This is a genomic window from Guyparkeria sp. TX1, from assembly GCF_046523965.1.
Taxonomy (GTDB): domain Bacteria; phylum Pseudomonadota; class Gammaproteobacteria; order Halothiobacillales; family Halothiobacillaceae; genus Guyparkeria.
Map to the genome: position 1 here is coordinate 2,230,362 of NZ_CP144142.1, position 23,310 is coordinate 2,253,671.

The following is a 23,310-nucleotide window of genomic DNA, read 5'->3' on the forward strand; positions in this document are numbered from 1 at the left end:
CTCAGTCCGTGTCGAGCAACTGCGCGACCCGGGCCCGCAGGGCCGGAACCACCTCGTCCTCGAACCACGGATTGTTGCGTAGCCAGCGATTGTTGCGCGGACTGGGATGCGGCAGCGGAAAATGCGTCGGGGCAAGGCCGCGCCAGTCGGCGACCAGGTCGGTCAGCCGCTGGCCGCCCTTGAGCCCGAGGTGCCAGCCCAGCGCGTAGCGACCAATGACCACCGTGGTCTCGACCTGCGGCATCGCCGCCAGCAACGGTCGACGCCAGGTCGGGGCGCACTCGGGGCGCGGCGGCAGGTCCCCGCCCCGGCCGGTGCCGGGAAAGCAGAAGCCCATCGGCACGATGGCAATGGCCGGGTGGTGATAGAAGGTCTCTCGATCGATGCCGAGCCACTCGCGCAGCCGATCGCCGCTGGGGTCATTGAACGGCAGGCCGGTCTCGTGCACCCGTCGTCCCGGCGCCTGGGCGGCGATCAGCAGGCGGGCTTCGCGGCGGGCGATGAACACCGGCCGGGGTCCGAGCGGCAGATCCGCTTCGCACAGCCGGCAGGCGCGTATCTCGGCCTCTAGTTCCTCGAGCGCGACCGGCTCAGCCGACATCCCCGTCCAGCGCCTTGAGGTGGGCGAGCACCGAATCCTCCAGCCCCTTCAGGTCGTAACCACCCTCCAGCAAGGAGACCACCGGCAGGTCGTCGCCACCGGCTGCGGCGATCACCTCGCGCGTGATCCAGGCAAAGTCCTCGTCCTCGAGAATCCAGCCGCCCAGCGGATCGTTCTTGTGCGCATCGAAGCCCGCGGAGAACAACAGCAGCTGCGGGCGGAATTCGCGCAACGTCTCGAACCAGACCGAGTCGCGCACGCCCTGGCGGAACGCCTTGCCATCGGTCATGTTGGGCAGGCCGATCGGGAAGCAGTTGTCAGCGATCGGCGGAATACCCGAGTACGGGTAATACGGGTGCTGGAAGATCGAGAAGAAGCGTACCGCGTCGCTGTTGGCCACGATCTCCTCGGTGCCGTCGCCGTGATGCACGTCGAAATCCACGATCGCCACCCGCTCGAGGCCATGGTGGCGGATGGCGTAGTAGGCCGCGATCGAGACGTTGTTAAACACGCAAAACCCGCGCGGCTGGCAGGGCCCGGCGTGGTGGCCCGGCGGGCGGGTGGCAAGAAAGGCCCGGCGCTCGGGCCCCGGCAACACGGCATCGATCGCCGCCTTGGCCGCGCCCACCACCCGCCGGCTGGCCTCGATGGTGTACTCGTTGAGCGAGGTATCGCCGTCGACCCGCAACGCCTGGAAATCGCCGCCTGTTGGCGCCTGGCTGAAGATCGCCTCGACGTAGCGCGGGTCATGGGCCAGCTCGTAGTCGCTCTTGTCGCCCAGCGGCGCCTCGACCCGCGTATGTCGATCGGCCGGGAAGCGTTCGATGGCCGCCACCACCGCGTCCAGGCGCTCGGGGCGCTCCGGGTGCGGCAGCATGACGTCGTTTTCGTTCTCGTGCTTCCAGCAGACCGGGTGGCTGTAAATCAGCATGGGTGGTTCCTCGTCGACGGGTGGGCGGGCATCGGTCAAATCAAGCACCCGACCCGGCCGTTGTAAAGGAAACCCCGGAGGTATCGAGTGCCGTGGCTACCGATTGGCTACCGATCAGCCCATCGTGTCGCCGCCAGCGCGCACGGTCAGCACGTCGCCCTTCGACTCGCGCAGGATGTGCTGGGCCACGCTGCCTAGCAGCAGGTGGCGCAACCCCGTCTCGCCCTGGGTGCCGCAGACGGTGAGATGGGTGTGGGCCTTGGTCGCCGCCTCGATCACGGCGGTGCCGGGGTGGCCGGCAATGATGCGGTAGTCGGGTTCGTGATCACTACGCACCCCCGCCTCATGGGCGAATTCGCGCAATCGATCGTACAGCGCCTCTTCCTGTTCCTGGCGCAGACGCTCGTAGGTCACGACATCGATATAACTCTCGAACCAGGTCTCGTAGGCATGCACCAGGGTGAACTGCGCCTGCGGCGCCCAGGCGAGTGCCGCTCGCAGAGCTGCCCGGCTGGACTCGGAGAAGTCCACCGCCACCGTCACCTTCTGGTAGCTGTGCGTCGGTTCCACCCGGGCGACCAGAACCGGCACGTTGCCGGCACGGACCATCTTCTCGGCGGTCGTGCCGATGAACCAGTCGCGCACCGCGTGGCGGCCGTGGGCCCCCACCACGACCAGGCGCGCGTCCATGGACACGGCCATCTCGCTGGCCACCGCCGCCGGCTTGCCCAACCGGGCCTGCACATCCGATTCGGGCGGCTCGATCGCCAGACGCCGCGCCGCCTCCTGCAATTGCGATTTCAACCCGGCAAGCGCCTCACGCAGCAGTTCGGCGCGCAGGTCGTCCGGGTCGAGATCACGACTCTTGACCACCCACCACAATGGTTCCTCCTGAATGACATGCAGTGCGGTCAGGGGGCAGGAACGACGGGCGGCCAACTGCGTCGCACGGGTCACTGCCACCTCGCTGGCATCGGAGAGGTCACTGGCAATCAGGATGGGGCAGGTTTCGGCCATCGGTCGCTCCTGGAATCGGCATTGGCGATGATTGGAAGGTACCATCAGACGAATCGTCTTCACCAGCGTGGCGATGACCGCGCGGAACCACGCTCGCGGCCACCGCCCACACCAGGAGCGCGACGGGTTTGCGCGAGCTCAAGATCTTCTGGGACACCCTGCTGCACGCCGGCCGCAACCTGCTGCCGATCGTGCTGGTGGTCGCCGCGTTCCAGCTGTTCGTGCTCCAGTCCGTTCCCGAAGGGCTGACCGGCATCCTGATCGGCCTAGGCGTGGTTGTCGTCGGGGTCGCCCTGTTCCTGCAGGGCCTGGAGATGGGCATCTTCCCGATCGGCAAGAGCCTCTCGAACGCCTTTGCCCGACGTGGCTCGTTACCCTTGCTGCTGGGCTTCGGTTTTTCGTTCGGCTTTGCCGCCGTGATCGCCGAGCCGGCCCTGATCGCGGTGGCCGAACAGGCGCAGACCATCAGCCAGGGGCACATCGATGCCCTGACCCTGCGACTGATCATCGCCACCTCTGTGGGGCTGGTGGTGGCCCTGGGCGTGCTGCGCACCCTGCTCGGCTGGCCGATCCACTGGTTCATGATCGGCGGCTACATCGCGGTAGTTTCCGTCACCTGGTTCGCCCCGCCCGAGATCGTCGGGCTGGCCTACGATTCGGGCGGCGTGACCACCAACATCGTCACCGTGCCGCTGATCGCGGCGCTGGGCATGGGGCTGGCCGCCTCGATCAGTGGCCGCAATGTGCTCTCCGACGGGTTTGGCCTGGTGGCACTGGCCGTGATGGTGCCGATGATCACCGTGCAGGCCTACGGCATCTGGGTCTTCGAGATCGTGGGGGTCGATCCGGGCGCCGACTCGCTGGATCTGGCCGGGCAATCCGATGCCAATCAAGCCAATCTCGACCCGATGGGCATCCTCACGGGCTTGCTGATCACGCTGCGCGACGTGCTGCCGATCATCGCCGCCGTGCTTTTCTTCCAACTGGCGATCCTCCGCCAGCGCATCCCGCATCTCAAACGCGTGGTGATTGGCTTTCTACTGGTCATCCTGGGTCTGTACGCCTTTGTCGTCGGGTTGAAACTCGGCCTGTTCCCGATCGGCGAGCGCATGGCCGACCAGCTGATTGCCCGTGACAACGTGATCTTCCTGTACCTATTCGCCTTCGCGATCGGCTTTGCCACCACCATGGCCGAACCGGCGTTGATCGCCATCGGTGACCAGGCCGAGCAGGCCGCCCAGGGGCAGACACGCGCCAGCGTGATCCGGCTGCTCGTGGCCGTGGGGGTAGCGATCGGCATCACGATCGGCGTGCACCGCATACTGGCCGGGGATTCGATCCATTATTACGTGATCGGGGGTTATGCGCTGGTGATCCTTCTGACGATTATCGCGCCGCGCTATATCGTGGCGCTGGCCTATGATCTCGGCGGGGTGACCACCTCGGAGGTGACCGTGCCGCTGGTGACCGCACTGGGCATCGGGCTGGCCACGCAAATCGAGGGCCGGGATGCACTGATGGACGGCTTCGGGCTGATCGCCTTTGCCTCGATCTTCCCGATCGTGACCGTGCTCGGCTACGCCATATTCGCCGAGCTCGCCAACCGCTGGCTGACAAACCGGCCACCGAACGACACATCGACTGAAGAGGACGTATCGCGATGAGATTTTCCGTACTGGTCGCCATTCTCGCCGAGGACATGGAGGAGAAGGCCATCGATGTGGCCAAGGCCGCGGGTGCCGGTGGCGTCACCCTGCTCAATGGCCGCGGCATCGGCGCCGAGGAAAAAAAGACCTTTTTCGGGCTGACCTACGAGGGTAGCCAGTCGGTGTTGCTGTTCGTGCTGGAACGCTCGCTGTCACTCAAGGTGATGAAGGCGCTGACCCGGGAACTTGAGTTGACCGAACACTCGCGCGGGGTGGTGTTCACCCTCCCCCTCGAGCACATCGCCGGTATCGAGAACCGGCAGGTAGAACGATTTCAGGAGAACGTGAAAGATGACCTCTGAAACCCGCCCCCGGCTGGTCGGCGACGTGATGGTCCGCGAGGTTGCCACCATCTCGCCCATGGCCACCCTGCGTGAGGCCCTGCGTGAGATGCGCCAGAAGCGAGTGAAATCGCTGGTGGTCGAGAAGGCCCATCCGCATGACGCCTACGGCATCCTCACCTACACCTCGATTCTGCGCACCATCGTCGCCGAGGAAGGCGATATCGATCTGGCCAACGTCTACGACGTGATGAGCAAGCCGGCCATCTCCGTGCCCGAAGGCATGGAGATAAAGTACGCCGCGCGGCTGATGGTCTCGCAGTCGATTCGACGGGTGATCGTGCTTCGGGGCGACACGCTGGTCGGCATCGTCACCATGAGCGACATCGTCGAATCGATCATGGAACTGGCGGAGCGCTGAGACAGGGACAGTCAAACGAAAAAGGCGGATCCGCCCGGGCCCGCCTTTCTGTCTCTCCCCGGCCGATTCGGCCGGGTGACTCATTGGCTTACTGCCAGCCGATAAAATCGGTGGCGGCATCTGCCGCGTCGTAGAGGAACAGGTCGCGGAACATGTGATCCGCACCCGAGACGACCGTCATCTCGACGTGGTCGTCATCGACCCGCTCGGCCATCTTCTCCTCGAGGTCGGTGACCGTGTCATCGGCACCGGCGACCACGACCAGCGTCTCGATCGAGGTTTCACCCAGCACGGTGGGCGTGTCCATGCGCGGATCCTCGCGGTAGTAGCTGACCACGCTCGAGGCGGCGGCACGGGTATCCGGGCAGTAGATGAAGTCCATCTCCATCAGCTCATCACCCTTGCCCTCGTCGACCAGGGCCTCGGCCTTCTCCAGCAGCGGGGCGAGCTCGGTGTCGTAGTTCGACTTGTAGTCCTTGGCGTAGTAGCCCTCGGACCAGGTCTGCGGTGCCAGCAGGACCGCCTTCTCGACCATCGGGTCGGCCTGATCGGCGAGATAGCGCGCCACCTGGTTGCCGCCGCGCGAGTGCCCCATGACGGCAAGCCGCTCGGCACCCTCGCCCTTGAGCCACTCGGCCCAGGCAGCGATCTCGTCGACGGCATCCTCGTGCTTGTGACGATGGGTGGAATCGCAGTCGTACATGCCTTCACGAGCGTTCTGCCCGAGGCTCAAGTTGATGGCCAGCGAGTTGTAGCCAGCATCACGCAGCAATTCCTGCATGCTGCTCATGATCTCCATCTGCCCGTGGGCGAGTGTGCCGTGGACCATCAGTACCACGCCATCCTCGACCGAGCTGCCATCCGCCATTTCCATGTGCCCGAGCAGGGTCATGTCGTCATGCTCCAGCTCGACCCGATCAGCCGCCTGAGCCAAGCCGAGCCCGCCGACCAGCGGCAGGCAGATCGCCGCCGCGGCAAACCGCTTCAACGTGCTTTTCATTGTTATCTCCCCTTTGGTGGACGAGTCATTGGACGTCGACGTCGGAGTGTAGCCCGCGCCGACTGGTCATGCCCAGCCATATATGTCGTCGAACGATTGCTTGGCTAATGACTCCCAGCTAACGCAGACAGCCCGGGGAGGCCGGTTGAGATGACGGCAATTCTCTTTCGAACAGGCAAAAAAATGGGCAGGTCGCTCCCCGTGGGAACAGACCTGCCCGCAAAACTCACCGCAGGAGGAGTCGATGAAAACGAAGAAGCATCTCAACGCGACTCATGGCCTATGACCGGGACGAGATTCAGGAGTTCCCCAAATCACGATGAATCGCTGGAATCGATGCGCTGCGCTGGTCGATTCCTGGGGTTTGGCCGACTCGACCGCCCTTCGTCTTCAAGTGACGAAGCCAGTATAGCGGCGCGCCATGCGAATGCAAACGTTTCGCATTGCTGTTTACGTGACAACTTGATGACAGTCCGCCAGGGCCTCGGCTGGATCTAATGAAAATCCCGCGAGCGGGTGGGCAACTCGCCCAGCCACTCGCTGTGATCGACCAGCATGCGCGCGACGAGATGGGCGACGCCGTCGCGGTGCTGCCATTGGCCGCGCACCTCCAGCAGACGCGCATTGACCACCACCTGCTGGTATTCGGCGACACGGTCCGGCCAGACGATCACGTTGACCGTACCGACCTCGTCTTCGAGCGTGAGGAACACCGTGCCCTTGGCCGTGCCGGGACGCTGGCGCATGGTCACCAGGCCGCAGTAGCGCGTGTGTGCGCCATCGTGCCGGGTCTTGAGCTCGTCACTGCGTCGCAGGCGCAGCCGCCGCAGTCGATCACGCAGCAGACCCAGGGGATGGCCGTTCAACGACAGGCCCAGTCGCTGGTAGTCGGCGACGATGGTCTCGGCCTGGTTCGGCGCGGGCAGGTCGACGGACGGTTCGGTCACCATTCGGTCGGCCGGCAAGTCGGCCTCGAGCTCCATGTCCGCGGGGATGCCGCTGGCCGACCAGTGCGCCGCGTGGCGATTGGCCTCCAGTGCGGCGAAGGCGCCGGCATGGGCCAGCGCACGGCGATCGCGGGCATCCAGTCGCGCGCGGCGCACGCCGTCGGCCACGTCACGAAAGGGCATCTGGTCGCGAGCGGCCAGCAACCGCTCGATGCCGGCCGCGGAGAGTCCGTGGATGCGTCCCAGGCCCAGGCGCAGGGCGTGGGCCCGGACGGCATCTCCTGGCTGGGCCAGTGGTTCGAGCGTGCTCTCGCCGTCACTGGCCATCACGCAGGGCGGGCGCACGACCACGCCGTGGCGGCGGGCGTCCTGCACCAGTTGCGAGGGGCCATAGAAGCCCATCGGCTGGCTGTTCAAGAGCGCGCAGTAAAAGGCGACCGGCTCGTGGCACTTGAGCCAGGCCGAGGCGTAGGCGATCACGGCGAAGCTGGCCGAGTGCGACTCGGGAAAGCCATACTCGCCGAAGCCGAGGATCTGGCGGTAGACGCGATCGGCGAACTCGGCGGCAAAGCCGCGCTCGGTCATGCCGTCGAATAGCTTCTTGCGAAAGTCTTCCAGCGTGCCGCGCTTGCGCCAGGCGCCCAGTGCCCGGCGCAACTGGTCGGCCTCGCCAGCGGAAAACCCCGCGGCCACCATGGCCAGCTCGATCACCTGCTCCTGGAAGATCGGCACGCCCAACGTGCGCCCCAGCACCCGCCGGATTTCCTTGTTGGGATACTCCTCGGGCTCGAGCCCCTGCCGGCGCTTGAGATAGGGATGAACCATCTCGCCCTGGATCGGGCCGGGACGGACGATGGCGATCTCGATCACGAGATCGTAGAACGAGCGCGGCTTGAGGCGCGGCAGCATGCTCATCTGTGCCCTCGATTCGATCTGGAACACGCCGACGGTATCCGCCCGGCTGATCATCTCGAAGGTAGCCGGGTCCTCGCGCGGGATGGACCACAACGCCAGTTCCTGATCGCGGCGGCGGTGGTGATTGACCAGCTCCATTGCCCGGCGCACCGCCGAGAGCATGCCCAGTGCCAACACGTCGATCTTCATCAGTCCGACGGCATCCAGGTCGTCCTTGTCCCACTGGATGACCGTGCGATCGGCCATCGAGGCGTTCTCCACCGGCACCAGGTCGGCCAATTGTCCCCGGGCGATAACGAAACCGCCAACGTGCTGCGAGAGATGCCGCGGCATGCCGGTCAGCTGCCGGGCGATCGCCAGCCACCAGCGGATCTGACGCAGGTTGCCGTCGATTCCGGCAGCGGCAAGCTTCTCGTCGCTGACATCCCGGTCCCACCAGACCAGCTGCTCGTTGACGCGCTCGGTGACGTCCTCACCCACGCCTAGTGCCCGGGCGGCATCGCGCAGCGCCGAACGGCGCCGGTAGCGGATCACCGTGGCGGCCAGCGCGGCGCGATCGCGACCGTAACGGCGGTAGATGTACTGCATCACCTCCTCGCGACGGTGATGCTCGAAGTCGACGTCGATGTCGGGCGGTTCGGCCCGTTCCTTGGAGATAAAGCGCTCGAACAGCATCGAGGACTCGGCCGGATTGACCGCCGTGATACCGAGCGCGAAACACACCGCCGAGTTGGCCGCCGAACCGCGGCCCTGGCAGAGAATCCCGCGCGAGCGGGCAAAGTGCACGATGTCGTGCACGGTCAGGAAATACGGCTCGAAGGCCATCTCGTGGATGATCGTTAGCTCGCGCTCGATCTGGACAACCACGCGCTCGGGAATGCCCTCGGGCCAGCGCACGGCCGCGCCCTCGAAGGTCAGCCGGCGCAATTGCTCGCGCCCGGTCATGCCCGGCGGGATATCGTCCAGCGGGTACTCGTAGGACAGCTCGTTCAGGGAGAACCGGCACTGGGCAGCCAGTGCCACCGCCTCGGCCCGCCACTCGGCCGGAAACCGCTCGGCAAGCACCTCGACCGGGCGCAGGTGGCGCTCGGCATTCGACGGCAACCGGTCGGCCGCCTCCATCACGCTCAGGCGATGGCGCAGGGCCGTGACCACGTCGAGTAGTGGCTTTTCCTCGCGCTCGGCCATCAGCGTGTCGCCCAGGGCGGTGACGGGCAGCTCGAGGGCCGCCGCCAGCGCCCGTGCATGGGCCACCCGACGCCCGTCCAGCCCGTCGAGCCACGCCACCACGCCCAGCCAGGGGCGGATGCCACCGGCCAGCAGCCAGTCCGGCGAGGCCATGCCACCGGCCGGCACCTGCCAGATCACCCGCACGCCGCCGCCCATGTCCGCTATCAGGCCCTCCAGCACGTCCGCCCGTTCCAGCCGGTACTCGCCCTTGGCCGCCGCCCTCCGCCCGCGGGTGACGATCTGGCTGATCGCGGCATAGCCGGCCCGGCTCGCGGCGAGCAGTACCAGCTCGTCGCCCTCCTCGAGCACCAGCCGTGTACCGATGACCAACTGCGGACGCCCATCCTCCGGCAACGCCCGCCAGCCCTGCTGGGCCCGCACCACCCCGGCGAGCGAGCACTCGTCACACAGCGCGATGGCCGCATAACCGCGCTCGGCCGCCACCTCGACCAGCCGCTCGGGGTCGGGAGTGGCGGTCAGGAAGCTGAAATTGGAACGGGCGGAGAGCTCGGCATGGGCGTTCATGCCGATACTGTATATAAATACAGCTTACGATATCCAGTCACTGATCACGTCGATCTGTACCAAGCCGTATGACCGACTCGAATCATCGATCAGGATCCCCACCCCCGGCGCCAAAGACGGCAAGGCGGCTGGTCAGCCGGCATGGGCCACCAGGATGCGCAGGAAACCCTCGCCGTATTTCTCCAGCTTGTGCTCGCCCACCCCGGAGACTGCAGCCATCTCCTCGAGCTGGGTCGGTCGTATCTCGAGCATGTGCTTGAGCGTGGCATCGCTGAACACCATGTACGGCGGGATGCCCTGCTCCTCGGCCAGCCGCTTGCGATGGGCGCGCAGCGAATCCCAGAGCGGCTCGTCTTCCGTGGGGACCGGGGCGCTACCCGGCTTCGCCCCGCGCCTTCCGGCCTGGCGCTTTTTCTCCGGACGCAGGTGCAGACGCTCCTCGCCGCGCAGGACAGCCCGGGCACTCGGGTCGAGGTGCAGGCCACCGTGGCCTTCGGCATCGACGGCGATCAGACCGCGCGCGATCAACTGGCGGAACAGGCCCCGCCAGGCGGTGGCGGAAAGCTCCGTGCCGATACCGAAGGTGGATATCTGGTCGTGGCCGAAGCGACGCATCCGGTCGTCCGCCTCGCCACGCAGGACGGAAACCAGGTAATTGACGCCGAAACGCTGCCCGGTCCGGTGGATGCAGGACAGGGCCTTCTGCGCCGCCTCGGTGGCATCCCAGGTCTCCGGCGGCTCGAGGCAGTTGTCGCAATTGCCGCACGGCTCGGCCAGCGTCTCGCCGAAGTAGCCCAGCAGCGACTGCCGGCGGCAGCGGGTCTCCTCGGTCAGGCCGAGCATGGCGTCGAGCTTGGCGCGCTCGATGCGCTTGATGCGCTCGTCGGCCTCGGAGCCGGCCATCATCTGGCGCAGGGTGAGAACGTCCTGCAGGCCGTAGTCCATCCAGGCATCGGCCGGCTGGCCGTCGCGCCCCGCCCGGCCGGTCTCCTGGTAGTAGGCCTCGATGCTCTTGGGCAGATTGAGATGGGCGACAAAGCGCACGTCGGGCTTGTCGATGCCCATGCCGAAGGCGATGGTCGCGACCACGATCACGCCCTCCTCGGCGAGAAAGCGCTCCTGCACCTCGCGACGGTGCTCGGCCGACAGGCCCGCGTGATACGGCAAGGCGACCAGCCCCTGTGCCGTCAGCCAGTCGGCGGTCTGCTCAACCTTCTTTCGCGACAGGCAATAGACGATGCCCGCCTCGCCGGCATGTTCGTCGCGGATGAAGCGCAGCAGCCGGTCGCGGCTACCACCACTGCCCTGGCTGATCCGGTAGCGGATATTGGGTCGATCGAAGCCGGAAACGAACCGCCGCGCATTCGTGAGCCGCAGGCGATTGATGATCTCCTCACGGGTCGCCTCGTCGGCCGTAGCCGTCAGGGCGATGCGCGGCACGGTCGGGAAGTGGTCAGCCAGCTCGCCCAGACGGATATACTCGGGGCGGAAGTCGTGGCCCCACTGCGAGACGCAGTGCGCCTCGTCGATGGCGATCAGGTTCACCGGCAGGCTCGACAGTCGGTCGAGGGCCGCCGGGGTCATCAGTCGCTCCGGTGCCATGTAGAGCAGATCGAGCTCACCGGCGTGCAGTTGCCGGATCACCTCGCGGGACTCCTCGGCCGAGAGACTGGAATTGAGAAAGGCGGCAGCCACCCCCAGTTGGCGCAACGCGGCGACTTGGTCCTGCATCAGGGCAATCAGTGGCGAGACCACGATGGCCGTACCGGGGCTCGACAGCGCCGGCACCTGGTAACACAGCGACTTGCCGCCGCCAGTGGGCATCAGGACCAGGGCATCGCGGCCCGAGGTGACCGTCTCGATCACCTCGCCCTGCGGCGGGCGGAAGTCCTCGTAGCCGAAGACGCTGTTCAGGATTTCGCGGGGGGTTTTTGACATGGCGGGTATTGGGCCAGATTCGGCCTCGGAAGGAAACCGCACGCGGCCGAACACCCGCCTTCAAGACCGACGTCAGCGCTCGGGCAATGGACGAAGCGGCGCTGGTCCGCTAACGTGCCGTTTTTCATGACATTGTGACAGGCATATTCGACATGGATCTCAACGAGGTGGACGCGTTCGACAAGGTTGCCCAACCCGCTCGCCGGGAGCTGTTCCGCTTTGGTGTGGCCTTGCTGTTCGTCATCGGCGTGGCACTGTTCACCTGGCTCACTCAGGGGCACGTCAGTCTCGTGATGGTGGTCGCCGCGGTGATCGGTGCCTACATGGCCATGAACATCGGCGCGAACGACGTCGCCAACAATGTCGGCCCGGCGGTGGGCTCCAAGGCCCTCACACTGGGCGGGGCAATCGCGATCGCCGCGATCTTCGAGGCGGCCGGCGCGATCATCGCCGGTGGTGACGTGGTCAGCACCATCAAGGGCGGCATCATCGATCCGGCCGCCATCGGCGATCCGATGACCTTCGTCTGGCTGATGATGGCCGCCCTACTGGCCGCGGCGATCTGGCTCAACCTCGCCACGGCACTGGGTGCCCCCGTCTCGACAACCCACTCGATTGTCGGCGGGGTGATGGGCGGCGGCATCGCCGCGGCCGGCTGGGGCATCGCCAACTGGGGCACGGTCGGCCAGATCGCGGCCAGCTGGGTGATCTCGCCCCTGCTCGGCGGGCTGCTCGCCGCCGTCCTGTTGTACCTGATCAAGCGCAGCATCACCTATCAGGGCGACCTGATCGACGCGGCGAAAAAGCGCGTTCCCTGGTTCCTCGCCCTGATGGCCTGGGCCTTCGGCACCTACCTCGTGGTCAAGGGCCTGAAAAAGATCGTCGAGATCCCGTTCCTGGGCGCCGCACTGATAGGCCTGGTGATCGCCGCGATCGTGTTCTTCATCGTCCGTCCCATCGTCGCCCGGGCCGCCGACGGCATGCAGGAGAACAACAAGGCGAGCGTCAACCGCCTGTTCATCCTGCCGCTGATCTTCGCCGCCGCCCTGCTGAGCTTTGCCCATGGCTCGAACGACGTGGCCAACGCCGTCGGTCCGCTCGCGGCGATCAACGACGCGCTGACGCAGGCGGGCACCGCCAGCGAGGCGGCCATCCCGCTGTGGGTGATGCTGATCGGTGCTCTGGGTCTCGCGGTGGGTCTTGCCCTCTATGGCCCGAAGCTGATCCGCACCGTTGGTCACGAGATCACCGACATCGATCCGATGCGGGCCTACTGCATCGCGATGGCAGCCACGCTGACCGTCATCCTCGCCTCGCAGCTGGGCCTGCCGGTCTCCACCACCCACGTCACCATCGGTGCAGTGTTCGGGGTGGGCTTCCTGCGCGAGTACCTCAAGTCCAACTACGACCGTCTCGAGCAACAGGTCCGCGATCTCCACCCAGAAAGCGACGACGACGAGGTGATGCAGGAATACCTCGAGCGCTTCCGGGCCGCGCCGCTCAAGCACAAGAAGCTGATGCTCCAGGAGCTCAAGGACAAGGACACGCGCCGCGAGGCACACATCAGCAAGCGTCAGCGCAAGGGCCTGAAAAAGATCTACAAGCGTGAACTGGTCAAGCGCTCGCTGCTGCTCAAGGTCATTGCCGCCTGGGTGATCACCGTGCCGGCCGCCGCCCTGCTAGCCGCACTATTTTTCTTCCTGATCCGCGGCATCTTCGCCGGCGGATGATCGCCGTCGCTGGCCAAGGAATCTAGAATCCCTCCATGCCAGCGCACCCGACCGACCCGACCCTTCGCCACACGCTCGACGCGACCCTGCCGGCCTGGCAACGCACCGGGCATCGATTGGCGGTCCTCGTCAGCGGCACGCGCGACTGGGCGATCGCCCACGCCCAATCCCTGATCGACGACGACAGCCTCTGGGTTGGCCCGGACGGCCCCACCGGCGTGCCGTCACTCGGCTTTCGTCGGGCGGGCGAAGCGCTGGGCGGCGAGAACGGCCGAGTGGTCGTCAATGCCCTGTCAGGCTTCGATCCCGATGCACTCGGCGCGGCGGCCGGGCGAGTCCGCGGTGGCGGCTGCCTGATCCTGCTGACCCCGCCGCTTGCCGACTGGCCGTGGCAGACCGACCCCGACATGGCGCGCCTGGTGCCGTACCCCTACCAAGCCGGCGACGCCGGGCCGATCTACCGTGAGCGACTGGTGCGTTGTCTCGGCGAGGCCACCCACCTCTGGCACATTGCGCAAGATCAGCCCATTGCCGCGCCGCCACAACCTGACTCCACCTGGACCGCCAGCACGGGCACGCCCACCCCCTGCCGCACTGACGACCAGGCCCGCACCATCGACCGCATCCTCGCCGCCGCCCGCGGGCGCCCGCGCCGCCCTCTAGTGCTGCGATCGCATCGTGGCCGCGGCAAGACCTCGGCGCTTGGCCTGGCCGCGGCGCGAGTGCTGGAGGAAGGGCTGGGCGACGTGCTGGTGACCGCCCCGCGGCGCGAGGCGGTCACCCCGCTGTTCGACCGCCTGCGTGAAACGACCGGCTCGACGACAGACAAGGACGGGACCGTCCGGGTCGGCGACCACCAGCTGCGCTTCCTGCCGCCCGATGTGCTGATCGAGCAACGTCCCCAAAAAAATCACGAGGCGCGCCTGCTGCTGATCGACGAGGCCGCCGCCCTGCCGTCTGCCGTGCTCGAGGCACTGTTCGCCGCCTACCCGCGCTGTGTCTTCGCCACCACCGAGCACGGCTACGAGGGCAGCGGGCGCGGATTTACCCTGCGCTTTCTGCCCCGCCTTGAGGCCATGGCCGTCTCCGTGCATCACCACTGGCTGACCACGCCCATCCGCTGGGCGCCGGGCGATCCACTCGAGCGGTTGGTCGACCGCCTGTTGCTGCTGGATGCGGATCCCGCAGGGTCCCTGGCATCCCGCGCGCTACAGACGGCCCACCCGCCGCAACGTCTCGATCCCCGTGATCTCGCCGCCGACGAGCGCCGCCTGGGCGAATGGTTCGGCCTGCTGGTCAGCGCGCATTACCGCACCACCCCCCAGGACTTGCGCCAGTTGCTCGACGGCCCGGCCAGCCAGCTCTGGACCACCCAGACCGAAGCCGGGGTGATCGTGGCCGCCGCCACCCAGGACGAAGGCAACCTGCCGGCCGACCTCGCCGAGGCGGTCTTTCACGGCGAGCGTCGCCTGCGTGGCCACCTGCTTCCCCAGACACTGGCGGCCCACGCCGGGCTACCCGACTGGCCGGGACGGCGTGGGCGGCGGATCCAGCGGATTGCCGTTCACCCGACGGCCCGGCGACAGAGGGCGGGGAAGAAAATGGTGCGCGCGATCGCGGCGACCGCCCGCAGCGAGGGTCAGGATTTCCTCGGCGTGAGTTTCGGCATGGAAGACGAGTTGATCGCCTTCTGGGCGGCTTGTGGCATGCAGGTGCTGCACCTTGGTCAGCATCGCGACCATGCCTCCGGCAGCGAGGCCGTGGTCATGGCGATGGGGCTCACCGCCGAGGGCACGGCGGCCGTCGAGCACGCCGCCGGCTCTTTTGTTCGCCAGCTTGCCGCGCGCGCCGCCGGGCCGTTACGACACGTCGATCCCGAGCGGCTCGCCGCCCTGCTGGCCGCGAGCCAGCCGCATCCCCTCCCCTCACTAACTACGGTTGAGCGGCATCAACTGATGGCCTGCGCCCGGCACAGGCACCACCTCGATGCCGCTCTCGAACCGCTACGCCGCTGGCTGACCCCGGCCCTGACGCAAGCGGCGGCCATCGAGGCCGTGCCGCTCGGTCGCCGCGCGCTGCTGATTGGTCGTATGCTGCAATTGCAGGACGAGACTCGGCTCGCCCAATGGTTCGAGTTGACCGGTCGACGCGCGGTCGAGACCACCTGCCGACTGGCGCTTGCCGAGATGCTCGCTGCACTCGACACACCCGGTGAGGCGGCCAATCCGGTTTTCACGAACGGACAACAGGGATCACGGACATGAAAGTCGCACTCTTTTCCACCAAGCCCTATGACCGCGAGTCCTTCGAGGCGATCGATCACAGCCACGAGATCGACTTCTTCCCCCAACGGCTGACCGAGGACAGCGTCCATCTCGCACGCGGTTATCCGGCCGTCTGTGCGTTTGCCAACGACGTGCTTGGCGCCCCGGTGATCCAGGCACTGGCCGAGGGCGGCACCGAGGTGCTCGCCCTGCGCTGTGCCGGCTGCAACCACGTCGATTTCGATGCGGTCGCCGAGACCGGCATGCGCGTCGTGCACGTACCGGCCTACTCGCCCAACGCCGTCGCCGAACACGCCGTAGCGCTGATGCAGGCGGTCAACCGGCAGATCCCGCGGGCGACCGCGCGGGTGCGCATGGGCAACTACGCCCTGCACGGGCTGGCCGGCTTCGACGTGATCGGCAAGGCGGTGGGCGTGATCGGCACGGGCAAGATCGGCACGGTGTTCGCCCGGATCCTCAAGGCGGGCTTCGGCGCGCGGGTGATCGCCCACGACCCCTACCCCAACCCCGATTGCGAGGCGATGGGCGTGGAATACGTTTCCCTCGACGCGCTGTTCGAGCAATCGGACGTGATCAGCCTGCACTGCCCGCTGACCGAGGACAGCCATCACCTGATCGATGCCGACGCCATCGCCCGCATGAAACCGGGCGTGGTGATCGTCAATACCGCCCGGGGCGCGGTGATCGACACGCCGGCGGTCATCGAGGGCCTCAAGGCCGGGCGGATCGGCGGGCTGGGAATGGACGTCTACGAGCACGAAGGGCCGCTGTATTTCGAGGATCGCAGCGACGAGGTCCTCACCGACGACCTGTTCGCCCGGCTGCTGGGTTTTCACAACGTGGTGATCACCGGCCACCAGGCCTTCCTCACCCACGAGGCACTCGACCAGATCGCCAGTCAGACCCTCCAGAACCTGACCTGCATCGAGACCGGCACGGCCTGCGAGCGCGAGATCACCCCAACCAACGAACAGGCCGACTGATCGGCCCGCCCCTCTGGGGCGCTACAATCCCCGTTTTTCCCCGAGCGCCCATGGACCTGATCACCCCCCTAGAACTCTCCTCCCTCGAACCGGTTGGCCAAGGCGCGCAGAAACTGGTCTTTCGCCACCCGGATGACCCGCGCGTGCTGGTCAAGGTGGTCAATCCGCGCTTTATCGAGCGCCGGGACAAGCGGGACCGTTTCTACCAGAAGCGCCGTCGCATTGGGCATCACCGCGCGTTCGCCCGGGAGATGATCGAACATCTGGTTTCCCGGGCCTGGCATCCGGGCCAGTGCGCACCCTGCCCGCACATCCAGAACATCCTCGGCGTGGTCGACACGGACATGGGGGCAGCCCTGCTGGTCGAGGCGGTACTCGATGAAAACGGTGAGTTGGCGCCCACCCTGCGCGACCTGGTGGAATCCGGACGCTACGGGCAACGCGAGCAACAGGCGCTCGAGACCTTCCTCGACTGGGCGCTGACCTCCAACGTGCTGACCAACGACCTCTCGGCGGACAACCTCGCCCGGCATCCGGACGGGCACTTCGTGATGATCGATGGGCTGGGCGACCGCGCCGGCATCCCGATCCGCGCGGTCAGTCCCTGGCTTAACCGCCTCTACAAGCGCAAGAAAATCCGTCAACTGCGTGAGGAAATCGAGTCTCTCCGGCAAGCCGACTGATTCCGCGACTCGGGTGAGTGGTTCCCTGCTAATCTCGGTGCAAAACGACACTGGGAGGAGACCATGCGCCCCGAAACCATCGCCCTGCACGCAGGCTACGAGCCGGACAACCAGCACGCCGTCGCCGTGCCGATCCACCAGACCACCTCCTACAGCTTCGACAGCGCCCAGCACGCCGCCGACCTGTTCGATCTCAAGGTCCAGGGGAACATCTACTCGCGCATCATGAACCCCACCTGCGGGGTGCTCGAGGCTCGCATGGCCGCCCTTGACGGCGGTGTGGGCGCGCTGGCCACGGCCACCGGCATGGCGGCGATCACCTACGCCATCCAGACCGTCGCACAGGCCGGCGACAACATCATCTCGATCAGCGAGCTCTACGGCGGCACCTATAACCTGTTCGCGCACACCTTCCCGCGACAGGACATCGAGGTGCGGATGCAGGACAAGGACGATTTCGCCGGCATCGAGGCGGCGATCGACGAGCGCACCCGCGCGATCTACTGCGAGTCGATCGGCAACCCCTCGGGCGGCGTCGCCGACATCGAGCGCCTGGCCGACATCGCCCACCGCCATGGCCTGCCGCTGATGGTCGACAACACCGTGGGCACCCCCTTTCTCGTCAAGCCGATCGACTACGGCGCGGACATCGTCATCCACTCGGCGACCAAGTACATCGGCGGCCACGGCACGACGCTCGGCGGGGTGATCGTCGACTCGGGCCGCTTCGACTGGGCCGCGCACCCGGAACGCTTCTCGCTGTTGATCGAGCCGGACCCGTCCTACCACGGCGTGAGCTACACCAACGACGTCGGCGAGGCGGCCTTCATCACCCGCGCCCGCGTGGTGCCCCTGCGCAACACCGGCGCGGCCCTGTCGGCGCAATCCGCCTGGAACCTGCTGCAGGGGCTGGAGACCCTCTCGCTGCGCATGGATCGCATCTGCGAGAACACCCAGGAGGTGGCCGAGTTTCTCGAGGGTCACCCGCAGGTCGGCTGGGTGCAGTACGCGGGCCTGCCCGAGCACAAGGACCATCGCCTGGCGCAGAAGTACATGGACGGCCGCGCCTCGGGCATCCTCAGCTTCGGCCTCAAGGGCGGTCGCGAGGCGGGCGTGAAGTTCTACGACGCACTGAAACTGATCCTGCGGCTGGTCAATATCGGCGATGCCAAGAGCTGCGCGGCGATCCCCGCCTCGACCACCCACCGCCAGCTCAACGACGAGGAACTGCGCGCCGCCGGCGTGCCACCGGACATGGTGCGCCTGTCGATCGGCATCGAACACGTCGACGACCTGATCGAGGACCTTGATCAGGCGCTCAAGGCGGCACGTTGACGTAATCGAGGACGGACGCCAACACTCGCGCTGCCCAGCGAACGAGCGTCGCCACTGCAGGTCGGGCTTCAGCCCGACAGCCGCCCAGACCACCCCTCCCCTGCCGAAACCGAATTACCTGTCATCCGGGTGGAATGTCGGGCTGAAGCCCGACCTACGGATGACGGTGGTTTCTGGTAAGGGGCTTGGCCGCCTCAGGCCAGCAGCACGGCGATGATGCCGGTGATGAAGATCCCGTCGAAGGTCCCCGCCCCGCCGATGGAAGCCACCGGCGATCCCATCTTGCGCACGTCCTTCAGGCGCAGCAGATCCGCGCCGATCAGAACACCGATCGTCCCACCCACGTAGGCCAAGGCCGCACTATGCGCCGGGTCAAGCAGCAGACCGAAGCCCGCCGCGGCCAGTGGCGCGACCAGGACCGGCATGCCGATGCCCAGTCCCGGTATTGGACGGCTGGCCACGTAGGCCACCGTCGAGACCAGGCCGACGGCCAGCAGGTAGTTTTCCAGCGAAGCGCCCGCATTGAGCACGAGGTAAGCGGCAAAGGTGACCGGTAACAGGCAGCCACCCAGGTTCACGGCCACCGTCGTGAACCCCTCGAAGGGCACCTGGCGGTGTTTGAGCAGGCCGCGGAACGGTTCGGGGGGCGGTTCGGCCGGCTCCTCGGCTTCCATGCGGAACAACGGCACGTTGACGAGGCTGCCCATCAGGGAGACGAACAGAAGCGTCATTCCCGCTTGCGGGTCGAGCCCCAGCTTGTGGAAGGCGACCTGCAATGCCCCGACCTGGATCAGGACGAAGAGGAACATCAACCCGAACAGGGCGAACAGGAACGGACCGCCCGGCATCGGTATCAGCCCCCGTTGATGGCCGAAACGACCACGAAGGCACAATCGCCGTGCCCGGGCCGCAGGGGCTCGATTTCCCGTGTTGAGACAAGGGAGTGGACCAGTGTCTGGCCCCAGGCATCCACGCGGAAACCACCGCCCTCGAGGAAACCCGCCACCTCGTCGGCCGAGTAGAACGTGGCGTCCCGATAGAACACGCTCTCCTGCTGATGTGTCGCGTAGACCTGCCCGAGCGGACTCTCTCGATCGATGAAACCGATCACCAGCCGCCCGCCCGGTCGAAGCACACGACAGGCCTCGGCGACCATCGCCTCGGGCGAATCCAGAAAACAGATCGTGGTGACCAACAGCGCGTAGTCGAAGCGGTCTGACGCAAACGGCAGATCCTCCGCGACCCCCTCGACCACCTCAATGCCACGCCGGGCGGCATATCCCAGCATGGCCGGGGACGGGTCGAGCCCCACCCGCACGCCCAGTGGCCCGGCAAAGCGGCCGCTGCCCACGCCGATCTCCACCCCGTCGCCCTCGCGGGGCAGGAACGACCGCAGGGCGAGCAGTTCGGAGACATAGGCGGCCTTGTGGCGCTCGAACCAGTCTTCATAGCGCCGGTGATGGGCCTCAAAGGCGGCTTCTCTGGCCATTGCGCGTCTCCTGTCTGCGGTGGAGCCGGTCGTTTGCGATGCGTCAGCGCGCCTCGGCGACGACCGACGGCGGCCGCTCTCGGCCGCCGAGGACCCGACCGAGTGTCGCGAGTCGATCGACCGGCACGTAAGCCCGGCCAGCGGCACGCGGCAGGCTGTCATCCCCGGGCGTCATCGCCACCTGATCCAGCGCACGCCAGACCAGTTCGGAGCAGTACAGGCTCGGATCGTCGTCCAGCCGGAAACGCCTGTCGAACGCGGTTTCTTTCGCCAGGTGGTCGGCAAGCCAACTGCCGACCTGCGCACGCTGGCGGGGGTCGAGTGTCGGGCGAACCACCTTGACATGCCGAGCCCCCGAGGTGAACGCAGCGACCGATTCGCGCCGGATCCGCCCTCCCAGGGGCGAGCCGTCCATGTGGACCACGGCGACTCTCTCCTCGTCTCGGATCACCATGCCGGCATGGCTCCAGCGGCTGTCGCCATCGGCGAACCGGCGGGCGACAAAGCCCCAGGCGCTGTCATTGCCCAGCAGAACGATGTCGCCAGTCTGCAGGGAATGCGGCGGGGACGGAGGTTGCGCGTGGGCCAGCGGCGCAACCAGGATGAAAGCGAGCGCGCCGGCGCGGGCGATCAGGGGCGCGTCTCGCACTGCTTCGCGGCGATCATCAGTTCCTGGAAGGTGTTTTCCTCAAGACGGCCACCCACCTCCTCGAGAGACGCATCCTCGTCACCCATCAGCTTGACCAGTTCACCGAACTGCTCCTCGCTGAGGTTGTTCTCCAGGCGCTCGCCCATGCAGGCGCAGCCCTCGGCATCGCCGGAGTTCTTCTCGCAGGCGGCCTCGAAATCGGCCCTGGGACCTGAGCACCCGGCCAGCATCACCGACAACATCCCGGCCAGTGCGGTCAGGCCGATGACCTTCCCTGTCTTCATGACATGCATCATGCGTTGTATTCCTCATCGACTGATTCTTGCTGGAGATCGCAGGGCCGCAGAGGACGCCCCCGGCCGGCACAGTCTACCCGAGCCGGAAACTGCCCAGCCACAGGCCGAGACACTCACCCTGCAGCCGGGCTACCACTGGATTGGCGGTGCGGGCCATAGAATGCGGCCAGTGCCAACACCAGGCCGGACACCGTGGCAATCATGCCCGCAGCGCTCACGGCATCGTCGGCACCCAACCACAACGGCCCGTAACCGGCCAGCACGTAGCCCATGACTGCCGAAAAGACCGCAAAGGCCACCGACCAGAGCACCTGCGTTTCGAGGCGGTTGGTCATCAGCCGGGCAGCGGCCGGCGGGCAGATGAACATGGCGATGACGATGATCGAGCCCACCGCATCGAAGGCCGCGACCGCGGCGATTGCCGCCATGATCACCAGCCCGAAGCCGATCAGGTTGGTGCGCATACCCAGCACACGAGCAAACCCCTCGTCGAAGGTCGAGATCTTGAGCGGCCGCCAGAAAAGCACCGTAAAGATCAGCATCAACAGCGCCACGATGGCGATCCGCGGCAGTTCGGGCGGTAACCCGGCCAGGGCGACCGGATCGAACAGCGAACTCCAGCCCTTGGCCTCCACCCAGATCAGGCTCTCGAGGTTGCCATAGAGCGCATGCTGCACGTCCAGGTGCACCGAGGAGGTGTCCGACTGCTCGAGCAGGAGCACGCCGAAGGCAAACAATGCGGTGAAGGCCACGCCCATGGCCGCGCCCGGTTCGATCCGCCCCAGCCGCCGAATCAGCTCGATCAGGAGCACGGCCACCACCGCCGCGCCGGCGGCACCGGCCATCATCGCCCAGGAACTGACCGTACCGCTCAAGAGAAAGCCGACCACGATCCCCGGCAAGACCACGTGACTGATGGCGTCACCGATCAGGGCCTGGCGGCGCAGGACGAGAAAGTTGCCCGGTAGCGCGCAGGCAATGGCCGCGAGCACGCCGATCAGGATCGGCACCAGCGAGAGCATCACGAATTCGCCACCCATCAGGCGCACTCCCCGCCGACATCGGCGATCTGGCGATCGATTTCACGGATCTCGTCACGGGTCAGCACGTCCTCGATCGGCAGCAACCCGTCGTAGCGCGATACGGCCGATTCGTGCGAGTGCATGCGCCGGGCGACCGCCCAGCGCGATTCGTCACGGCAGGCCTTCTCGGCACGTCGGCGCCCCAGTTCGGTGGGCACGCCGTCCGCGCGGGCCAGCCCTGCGCGCACCAGCAATTGCAGGGTGTAGCGCTCGTAGATGGGCAAATCCTGGGCAATGGCCAATAGCCCCTGGCGCAGGTGAATGCGTCGTTGCTGACGTCGGTGCCTCATCCACGCGGCCAGCACGCCCCGCCCCGGGGCAAACAGCATCGAGACGGCAAACAGGACGAACGCCGTCAGTACGATGATCGGCCCGGTCGGCAGCGACGGTGCCGTCGCGGAGATCGCCGCACCGACAAAGCCCGACAGCCCGCCGAACAACCCGGCGATGACGACCACCCGGTCGCTGCGATTAGTCCAGAAACGAGCGGTCACCGGCGGGATGATCAGCAGCGCGACGATCAGCACCAGGCCGACGACCTTGAGCCCGATGATGGTCACCGCCAGCACCAGGCCCATCATGGCCAGATCTACCCGCCGGACGTTGACCCCCAAGGCGGCCGCAAAGCCGGCATCGAAGGCCACCAGAGTCATCGGCCGGCGCAAGGCCCAGACCACCAGCACCGCCAGTGCCCCGGCCACGGCAATCAGGACGGCATCCTGATAGAGCATTCCCGCCGTGGCACCGAGCAGAAAGTCCTCCAGCCCCGCCGGTCGACCGACCGAGACGGTCTGGATGACCGTCAGCAGCACCACCCCGAAACCGAAAAACACCGACAGCACGGCCCCGATGGCGGCATCCTCCGCCAGTCGGGTGTGACGGGTCAGTCCGTGCATGATCCACAGCCCGAAGGCCGCGGTCAGCGACGCCCCGATCAACAGCCCGACCAGGTGACGCCCGTCACCGCCAAAGGCCGTCATGACCAGGAACGCGAGCCCCACGCCCGGCAGGGTGGCGTGACTGATGGCATCGGAGACCAGCGCACGCTTGCGCAGGAACAGGAACGTGCCGGAGGCGCCGGCGGCAATCCCCAACAGGGCCGCGCCGATCGCCACCAGCGTGGCGTTGTATCCCAGCTGCAATGTCACGGCATCGATGAACATCAGAGTGCCTCGAAAAACCGTCGCGAGCCGCCCGAGCGCAAGGAACCGCGCAACGAGCGACGAGACATATCAAGACGATAGGCGAGGAGCGAATGAGCACGTG

General features: G+C 66.7%; 20 protein-coding genes. 8 read left to right on the plus strand and 12 right to left on the minus strand.

Features of this window, described 5'->3' with window-relative positions; translation table 11 throughout:
* Position 1: 1 nt before the first annotated feature.
* From VWP12_RS10285 to VWP12_RS10295, 3 genes are all read right to left on the minus strand, one after another.
* Positions 2-601 carry a uracil-DNA glycosylase family protein gene (locus tag VWP12_RS10285; RefSeq protein WP_410474037.1) on the minus strand — a complete coding sequence of 200 codons (600 nt, stop codon included), beginning with the start codon at positions 599-601 and terminating at the stop codon, positions 2-4.
* Positions 591-1,532 carry a histone deacetylase family protein gene (locus tag VWP12_RS10290; RefSeq protein WP_410474038.1) on the minus strand — a complete coding sequence of 314 codons (942 nt, stop codon included), beginning with the start codon at positions 1,530-1,532 and terminating at the stop codon, positions 591-593. Before VWP12_RS10290 ends, VWP12_RS10285 begins: the two co-directional genes overlap by 11 nt.
* Before the next feature lie 114 nt (positions 1,533-1,646).
* A complete protein-coding gene (locus VWP12_RS10295) occupies positions 1,647-2,549 on the minus strand; it encodes a universal stress protein (protein ID WP_410474039.1) in 903 nt (300 codons plus the stop codon).
* A 128-nt stretch (positions 2,550-2,677) separates the two neighbouring features.
* Between VWP12_RS10295 and VWP12_RS10300 the strand changes: the two genes are divergently transcribed.
* Genes VWP12_RS10300 through VWP12_RS10310 form a run of 3 tightly spaced genes read left to right on the plus strand, consistent with a single transcriptional unit; the run spans position 2,678 to position 4,957 of the window.
* Entirely contained in the window at positions 2,678-4,213 is a 1,536-nt protein-coding gene (locus tag VWP12_RS10300) for a DUF1538 domain-containing protein (protein WP_410474040.1), read from the plus strand.
* The gene (locus VWP12_RS10305; RefSeq protein ID WP_410474041.1) at positions 4,210-4,557 is read left to right on the plus strand and encodes a P-II family nitrogen regulator; all 348 of its coding nucleotides are present in this window, start codon (positions 4,210-4,212) and stop codon (positions 4,555-4,557) included. The genes VWP12_RS10300 and VWP12_RS10305 overlap by 4 nt, the downstream gene beginning before the upstream one ends.
* Positions 4,547-4,957, plus strand: coding sequence for a CBS domain-containing protein (locus VWP12_RS10310; protein WP_410474042.1), 411 nt, complete (start codon positions 4,547-4,549; stop codon positions 4,955-4,957). The genes VWP12_RS10305 and VWP12_RS10310 overlap by 11 nt, the downstream gene beginning before the upstream one ends.
* 88 nt (positions 4,958-5,045) lie before the next feature.
* Here VWP12_RS10310 and VWP12_RS10315 read toward each other — a convergent pair whose 3' ends face one another.
* The 3 genes from VWP12_RS10315 to recQ form a co-directional block, all read right to left on the minus strand.
* Positions 5,046-5,957: an alpha/beta hydrolase gene (locus VWP12_RS10315; protein WP_410474043.1), complete on the minus strand. Its 912-nt coding sequence runs from the start codon at positions 5,955-5,957 to the stop codon at positions 5,046-5,048.
* Between the two features lie 494 nt (positions 5,958-6,451).
* Positions 6,452-9,574 (minus strand): error-prone DNA polymerase, encoded by a 3,123-nt coding sequence (locus VWP12_RS10320; protein ID WP_410474044.1) that lies wholly within the window; start codon positions 9,572-9,574, stop codon positions 6,452-6,454.
* 132 nt (positions 9,575-9,706) lie between these two features.
* Positions 9,707-11,512, minus strand: a complete 1,806-nt coding sequence (gene recQ / locus VWP12_RS10325; protein WP_410474045.1) for a DNA helicase RecQ — start codon at positions 11,510-11,512, stop codon at positions 9,707-9,709.
* Between the two features lie 152 nt (positions 11,513-11,664).
* Here recQ and VWP12_RS10330 point away from each other — a divergent pair, with 152 nt between their 5' ends.
* From VWP12_RS10330 to VWP12_RS10350, 5 genes are all read left to right on the plus strand, one after another.
* Positions 11,665-13,242 carry an inorganic phosphate transporter gene (locus tag VWP12_RS10330; protein ID WP_410474047.1) on the plus strand — a complete coding sequence of 526 codons (1,578 nt, stop codon included), beginning with the start codon at positions 11,665-11,667 and terminating at the stop codon, positions 13,240-13,242.
* Positions 13,243-13,277: 35 nt separating this feature from the next.
* Positions 13,278-15,506 carry a tRNA(Met) cytidine acetyltransferase TmcA gene (locus tag VWP12_RS10335; RefSeq protein ID WP_410474048.1) on the plus strand — a complete coding sequence of 743 codons (2,229 nt, stop codon included), beginning with the start codon at positions 13,278-13,280 and terminating at the stop codon, positions 15,504-15,506.
* Positions 15,503-16,510 carry a 2-hydroxyacid dehydrogenase gene (locus tag VWP12_RS10340; protein WP_410474049.1) on the plus strand — a complete coding sequence of 336 codons (1,008 nt, stop codon included), beginning with the start codon at positions 15,503-15,505 and terminating at the stop codon, positions 16,508-16,510. The genes VWP12_RS10335 and VWP12_RS10340 overlap by 4 nt, the downstream gene beginning before the upstream one ends.
* Positions 16,511-16,560: 50 nt before the next feature.
* The gene (locus VWP12_RS10345) at positions 16,561-17,193 is read left to right on the plus strand and encodes a YrbL family protein (protein WP_410474050.1); all 633 of its coding nucleotides are present in this window, start codon (positions 16,561-16,563) and stop codon (positions 17,191-17,193) included.
* Between the two features lie 63 nt (positions 17,194-17,256).
* On the plus strand, positions 17,257-18,528 hold the full coding sequence (locus tag VWP12_RS10350) for an O-acetylhomoserine aminocarboxypropyltransferase/cysteine synthase family protein (RefSeq protein WP_410474051.1): 1,272 nt from the start codon (positions 17,257-17,259) through the stop codon (positions 18,526-18,528).
* 194 nt (positions 18,529-18,722) lie between these two features.
* Here the strand turns inward: VWP12_RS10350 and VWP12_RS10355 are convergent, their stop codons facing one another.
* From VWP12_RS10355 to VWP12_RS10380, 6 genes are all read right to left on the minus strand, one after another.
* Positions 18,723-19,376 carry a DUF1614 domain-containing protein gene (locus VWP12_RS10355; RefSeq protein ID WP_410474052.1) on the minus strand — a complete coding sequence of 218 codons (654 nt, stop codon included), beginning with the start codon at positions 19,374-19,376 and terminating at the stop codon, positions 18,723-18,725.
* Positions 19,377-19,381: 5 nt separating this feature from the next.
* Positions 19,382-20,017, minus strand: a complete 636-nt coding sequence (locus VWP12_RS10360) for a class I SAM-dependent methyltransferase (protein ID WP_410474053.1) — start codon at positions 20,015-20,017, stop codon at positions 19,382-19,384.
* A 43-nt stretch (positions 20,018-20,060) separates the two neighbouring features.
* Positions 20,061-20,666, minus strand: a complete 606-nt coding sequence (locus tag VWP12_RS10365) for a YiiX/YebB-like N1pC/P60 family cysteine hydrolase (RefSeq protein ID WP_410474054.1) — start codon at positions 20,664-20,666, stop codon at positions 20,061-20,063.
* Positions 20,648-20,950, minus strand: a complete 303-nt coding sequence (locus tag VWP12_RS10370; protein WP_410474056.1) for a hypothetical protein — start codon at positions 20,948-20,950, stop codon at positions 20,648-20,650. Before VWP12_RS10370 ends, VWP12_RS10365 begins: the two co-directional genes overlap by 19 nt.
* Positions 20,951-21,075: 125 nt before the next feature.
* A complete protein-coding gene (locus VWP12_RS10375; RefSeq protein WP_410474057.1) occupies positions 21,076-22,002 on the minus strand; it encodes a metal ABC transporter permease in 927 nt (308 codons plus the stop codon).
* The gene (locus VWP12_RS10380; protein WP_410474058.1) at positions 22,002-23,207 is read right to left on the minus strand and encodes a metal ABC transporter permease; all 1,206 of its coding nucleotides are present in this window, start codon (positions 23,205-23,207) and stop codon (positions 22,002-22,004) included. Before VWP12_RS10380 ends, VWP12_RS10375 begins: the two co-directional genes overlap by 1 nt.
* Between the last annotated feature and the right edge of the window lie 103 nt (positions 23,208-23,310).

What these genes read in the sequence shown, in the direction of transcription:
- VWP12_RS10285 (WP_410474037.1), bottom strand. Translation starts at nt 601, where the DNA reads ATGTCGGCTGAGCCGGTCGCGCTCGAGGAACTAGAGGCCGAGATACGC.
- VWP12_RS10290 (WP_410474038.1), bottom strand. Translation starts at nt 1,532, where the DNA reads ATGCTGATTTACAGCCACCCGGTCTGCTGGAAGCACGAGAACGAAAAC.
- VWP12_RS10295 (WP_410474039.1), bottom strand. Translation starts at nt 2,549, where the DNA reads ATGGCCGAAACCTGCCCCATCCTGATTGCCAGTGACCTCTCCGATGCC.
- VWP12_RS10305 (WP_410474041.1), top strand. Translation starts at nt 4,210, where the DNA reads ATGAGATTTTCCGTACTGGTCGCCATTCTCGCCGAGGACATGGAGGAG.
- VWP12_RS10310 (WP_410474042.1), top strand. Translation starts at nt 4,547, where the DNA reads ATGACCTCTGAAACCCGCCCCCGGCTGGTCGGCGACGTGATGGTCCGC.
- VWP12_RS10315 (WP_410474043.1), bottom strand. Translation starts at nt 5,957, where the DNA reads ATGAAAAGCACGTTGAAGCGGTTTGCCGCGGCGGCGATCTGCCTGCCG.
- VWP12_RS10320 (WP_410474044.1), bottom strand. Translation starts at nt 9,574, where the DNA reads ATGAACGCCCATGCCGAGCTCTCCGCCCGTTCCAATTTCAGCTTCCTG.
- recQ (WP_410474045.1), bottom strand. Translation starts at nt 11,512, where the DNA reads ATGTCAAAAACCCCCCGCGAAATCCTGAACAGCGTCTTCGGCTACGAG.
- VWP12_RS10330 (WP_410474047.1), top strand. Translation starts at nt 11,665, where the DNA reads ATGGATCTCAACGAGGTGGACGCGTTCGACAAGGTTGCCCAACCCGCT.
- VWP12_RS10335 (WP_410474048.1), top strand. Translation starts at nt 13,278, where the DNA reads ATGCCAGCGCACCCGACCGACCCGACCCTTCGCCACACGCTCGACGCG.
- VWP12_RS10340 (WP_410474049.1), top strand. Translation starts at nt 15,503, where the DNA reads ATGAAAGTCGCACTCTTTTCCACCAAGCCCTATGACCGCGAGTCCTTC.
- VWP12_RS10345 (WP_410474050.1), top strand. Translation starts at nt 16,561, where the DNA reads ATGGACCTGATCACCCCCCTAGAACTCTCCTCCCTCGAACCGGTTGGC.
- VWP12_RS10350 (WP_410474051.1), top strand. Translation starts at nt 17,257, where the DNA reads ATGCGCCCCGAAACCATCGCCCTGCACGCAGGCTACGAGCCGGACAAC.
- VWP12_RS10355 (WP_410474052.1), bottom strand. Translation starts at nt 19,376, where the DNA reads ATGCCGGGCGGTCCGTTCCTGTTCGCCCTGTTCGGGTTGATGTTCCTC.
- VWP12_RS10360 (WP_410474053.1), bottom strand. Translation starts at nt 20,017, where the DNA reads ATGGCCAGAGAAGCCGCCTTTGAGGCCCATCACCGGCGCTATGAAGAC.
- VWP12_RS10370 (WP_410474056.1), bottom strand. Translation starts at nt 20,950, where the DNA reads ATGAAGACAGGGAAGGTCATCGGCCTGACCGCACTGGCCGGGATGTTG.
- VWP12_RS10375 (WP_410474057.1), bottom strand. Translation starts at nt 22,002, where the DNA reads ATGGGTGGCGAATTCGTGATGCTCTCGCTGGTGCCGATCCTGATCGGC.
- VWP12_RS10380 (WP_410474058.1), bottom strand. Translation starts at nt 23,207, where the DNA reads ATGTTCATCGATGCCGTGACATTGCAGCTGGGATACAACGCCACGCTG.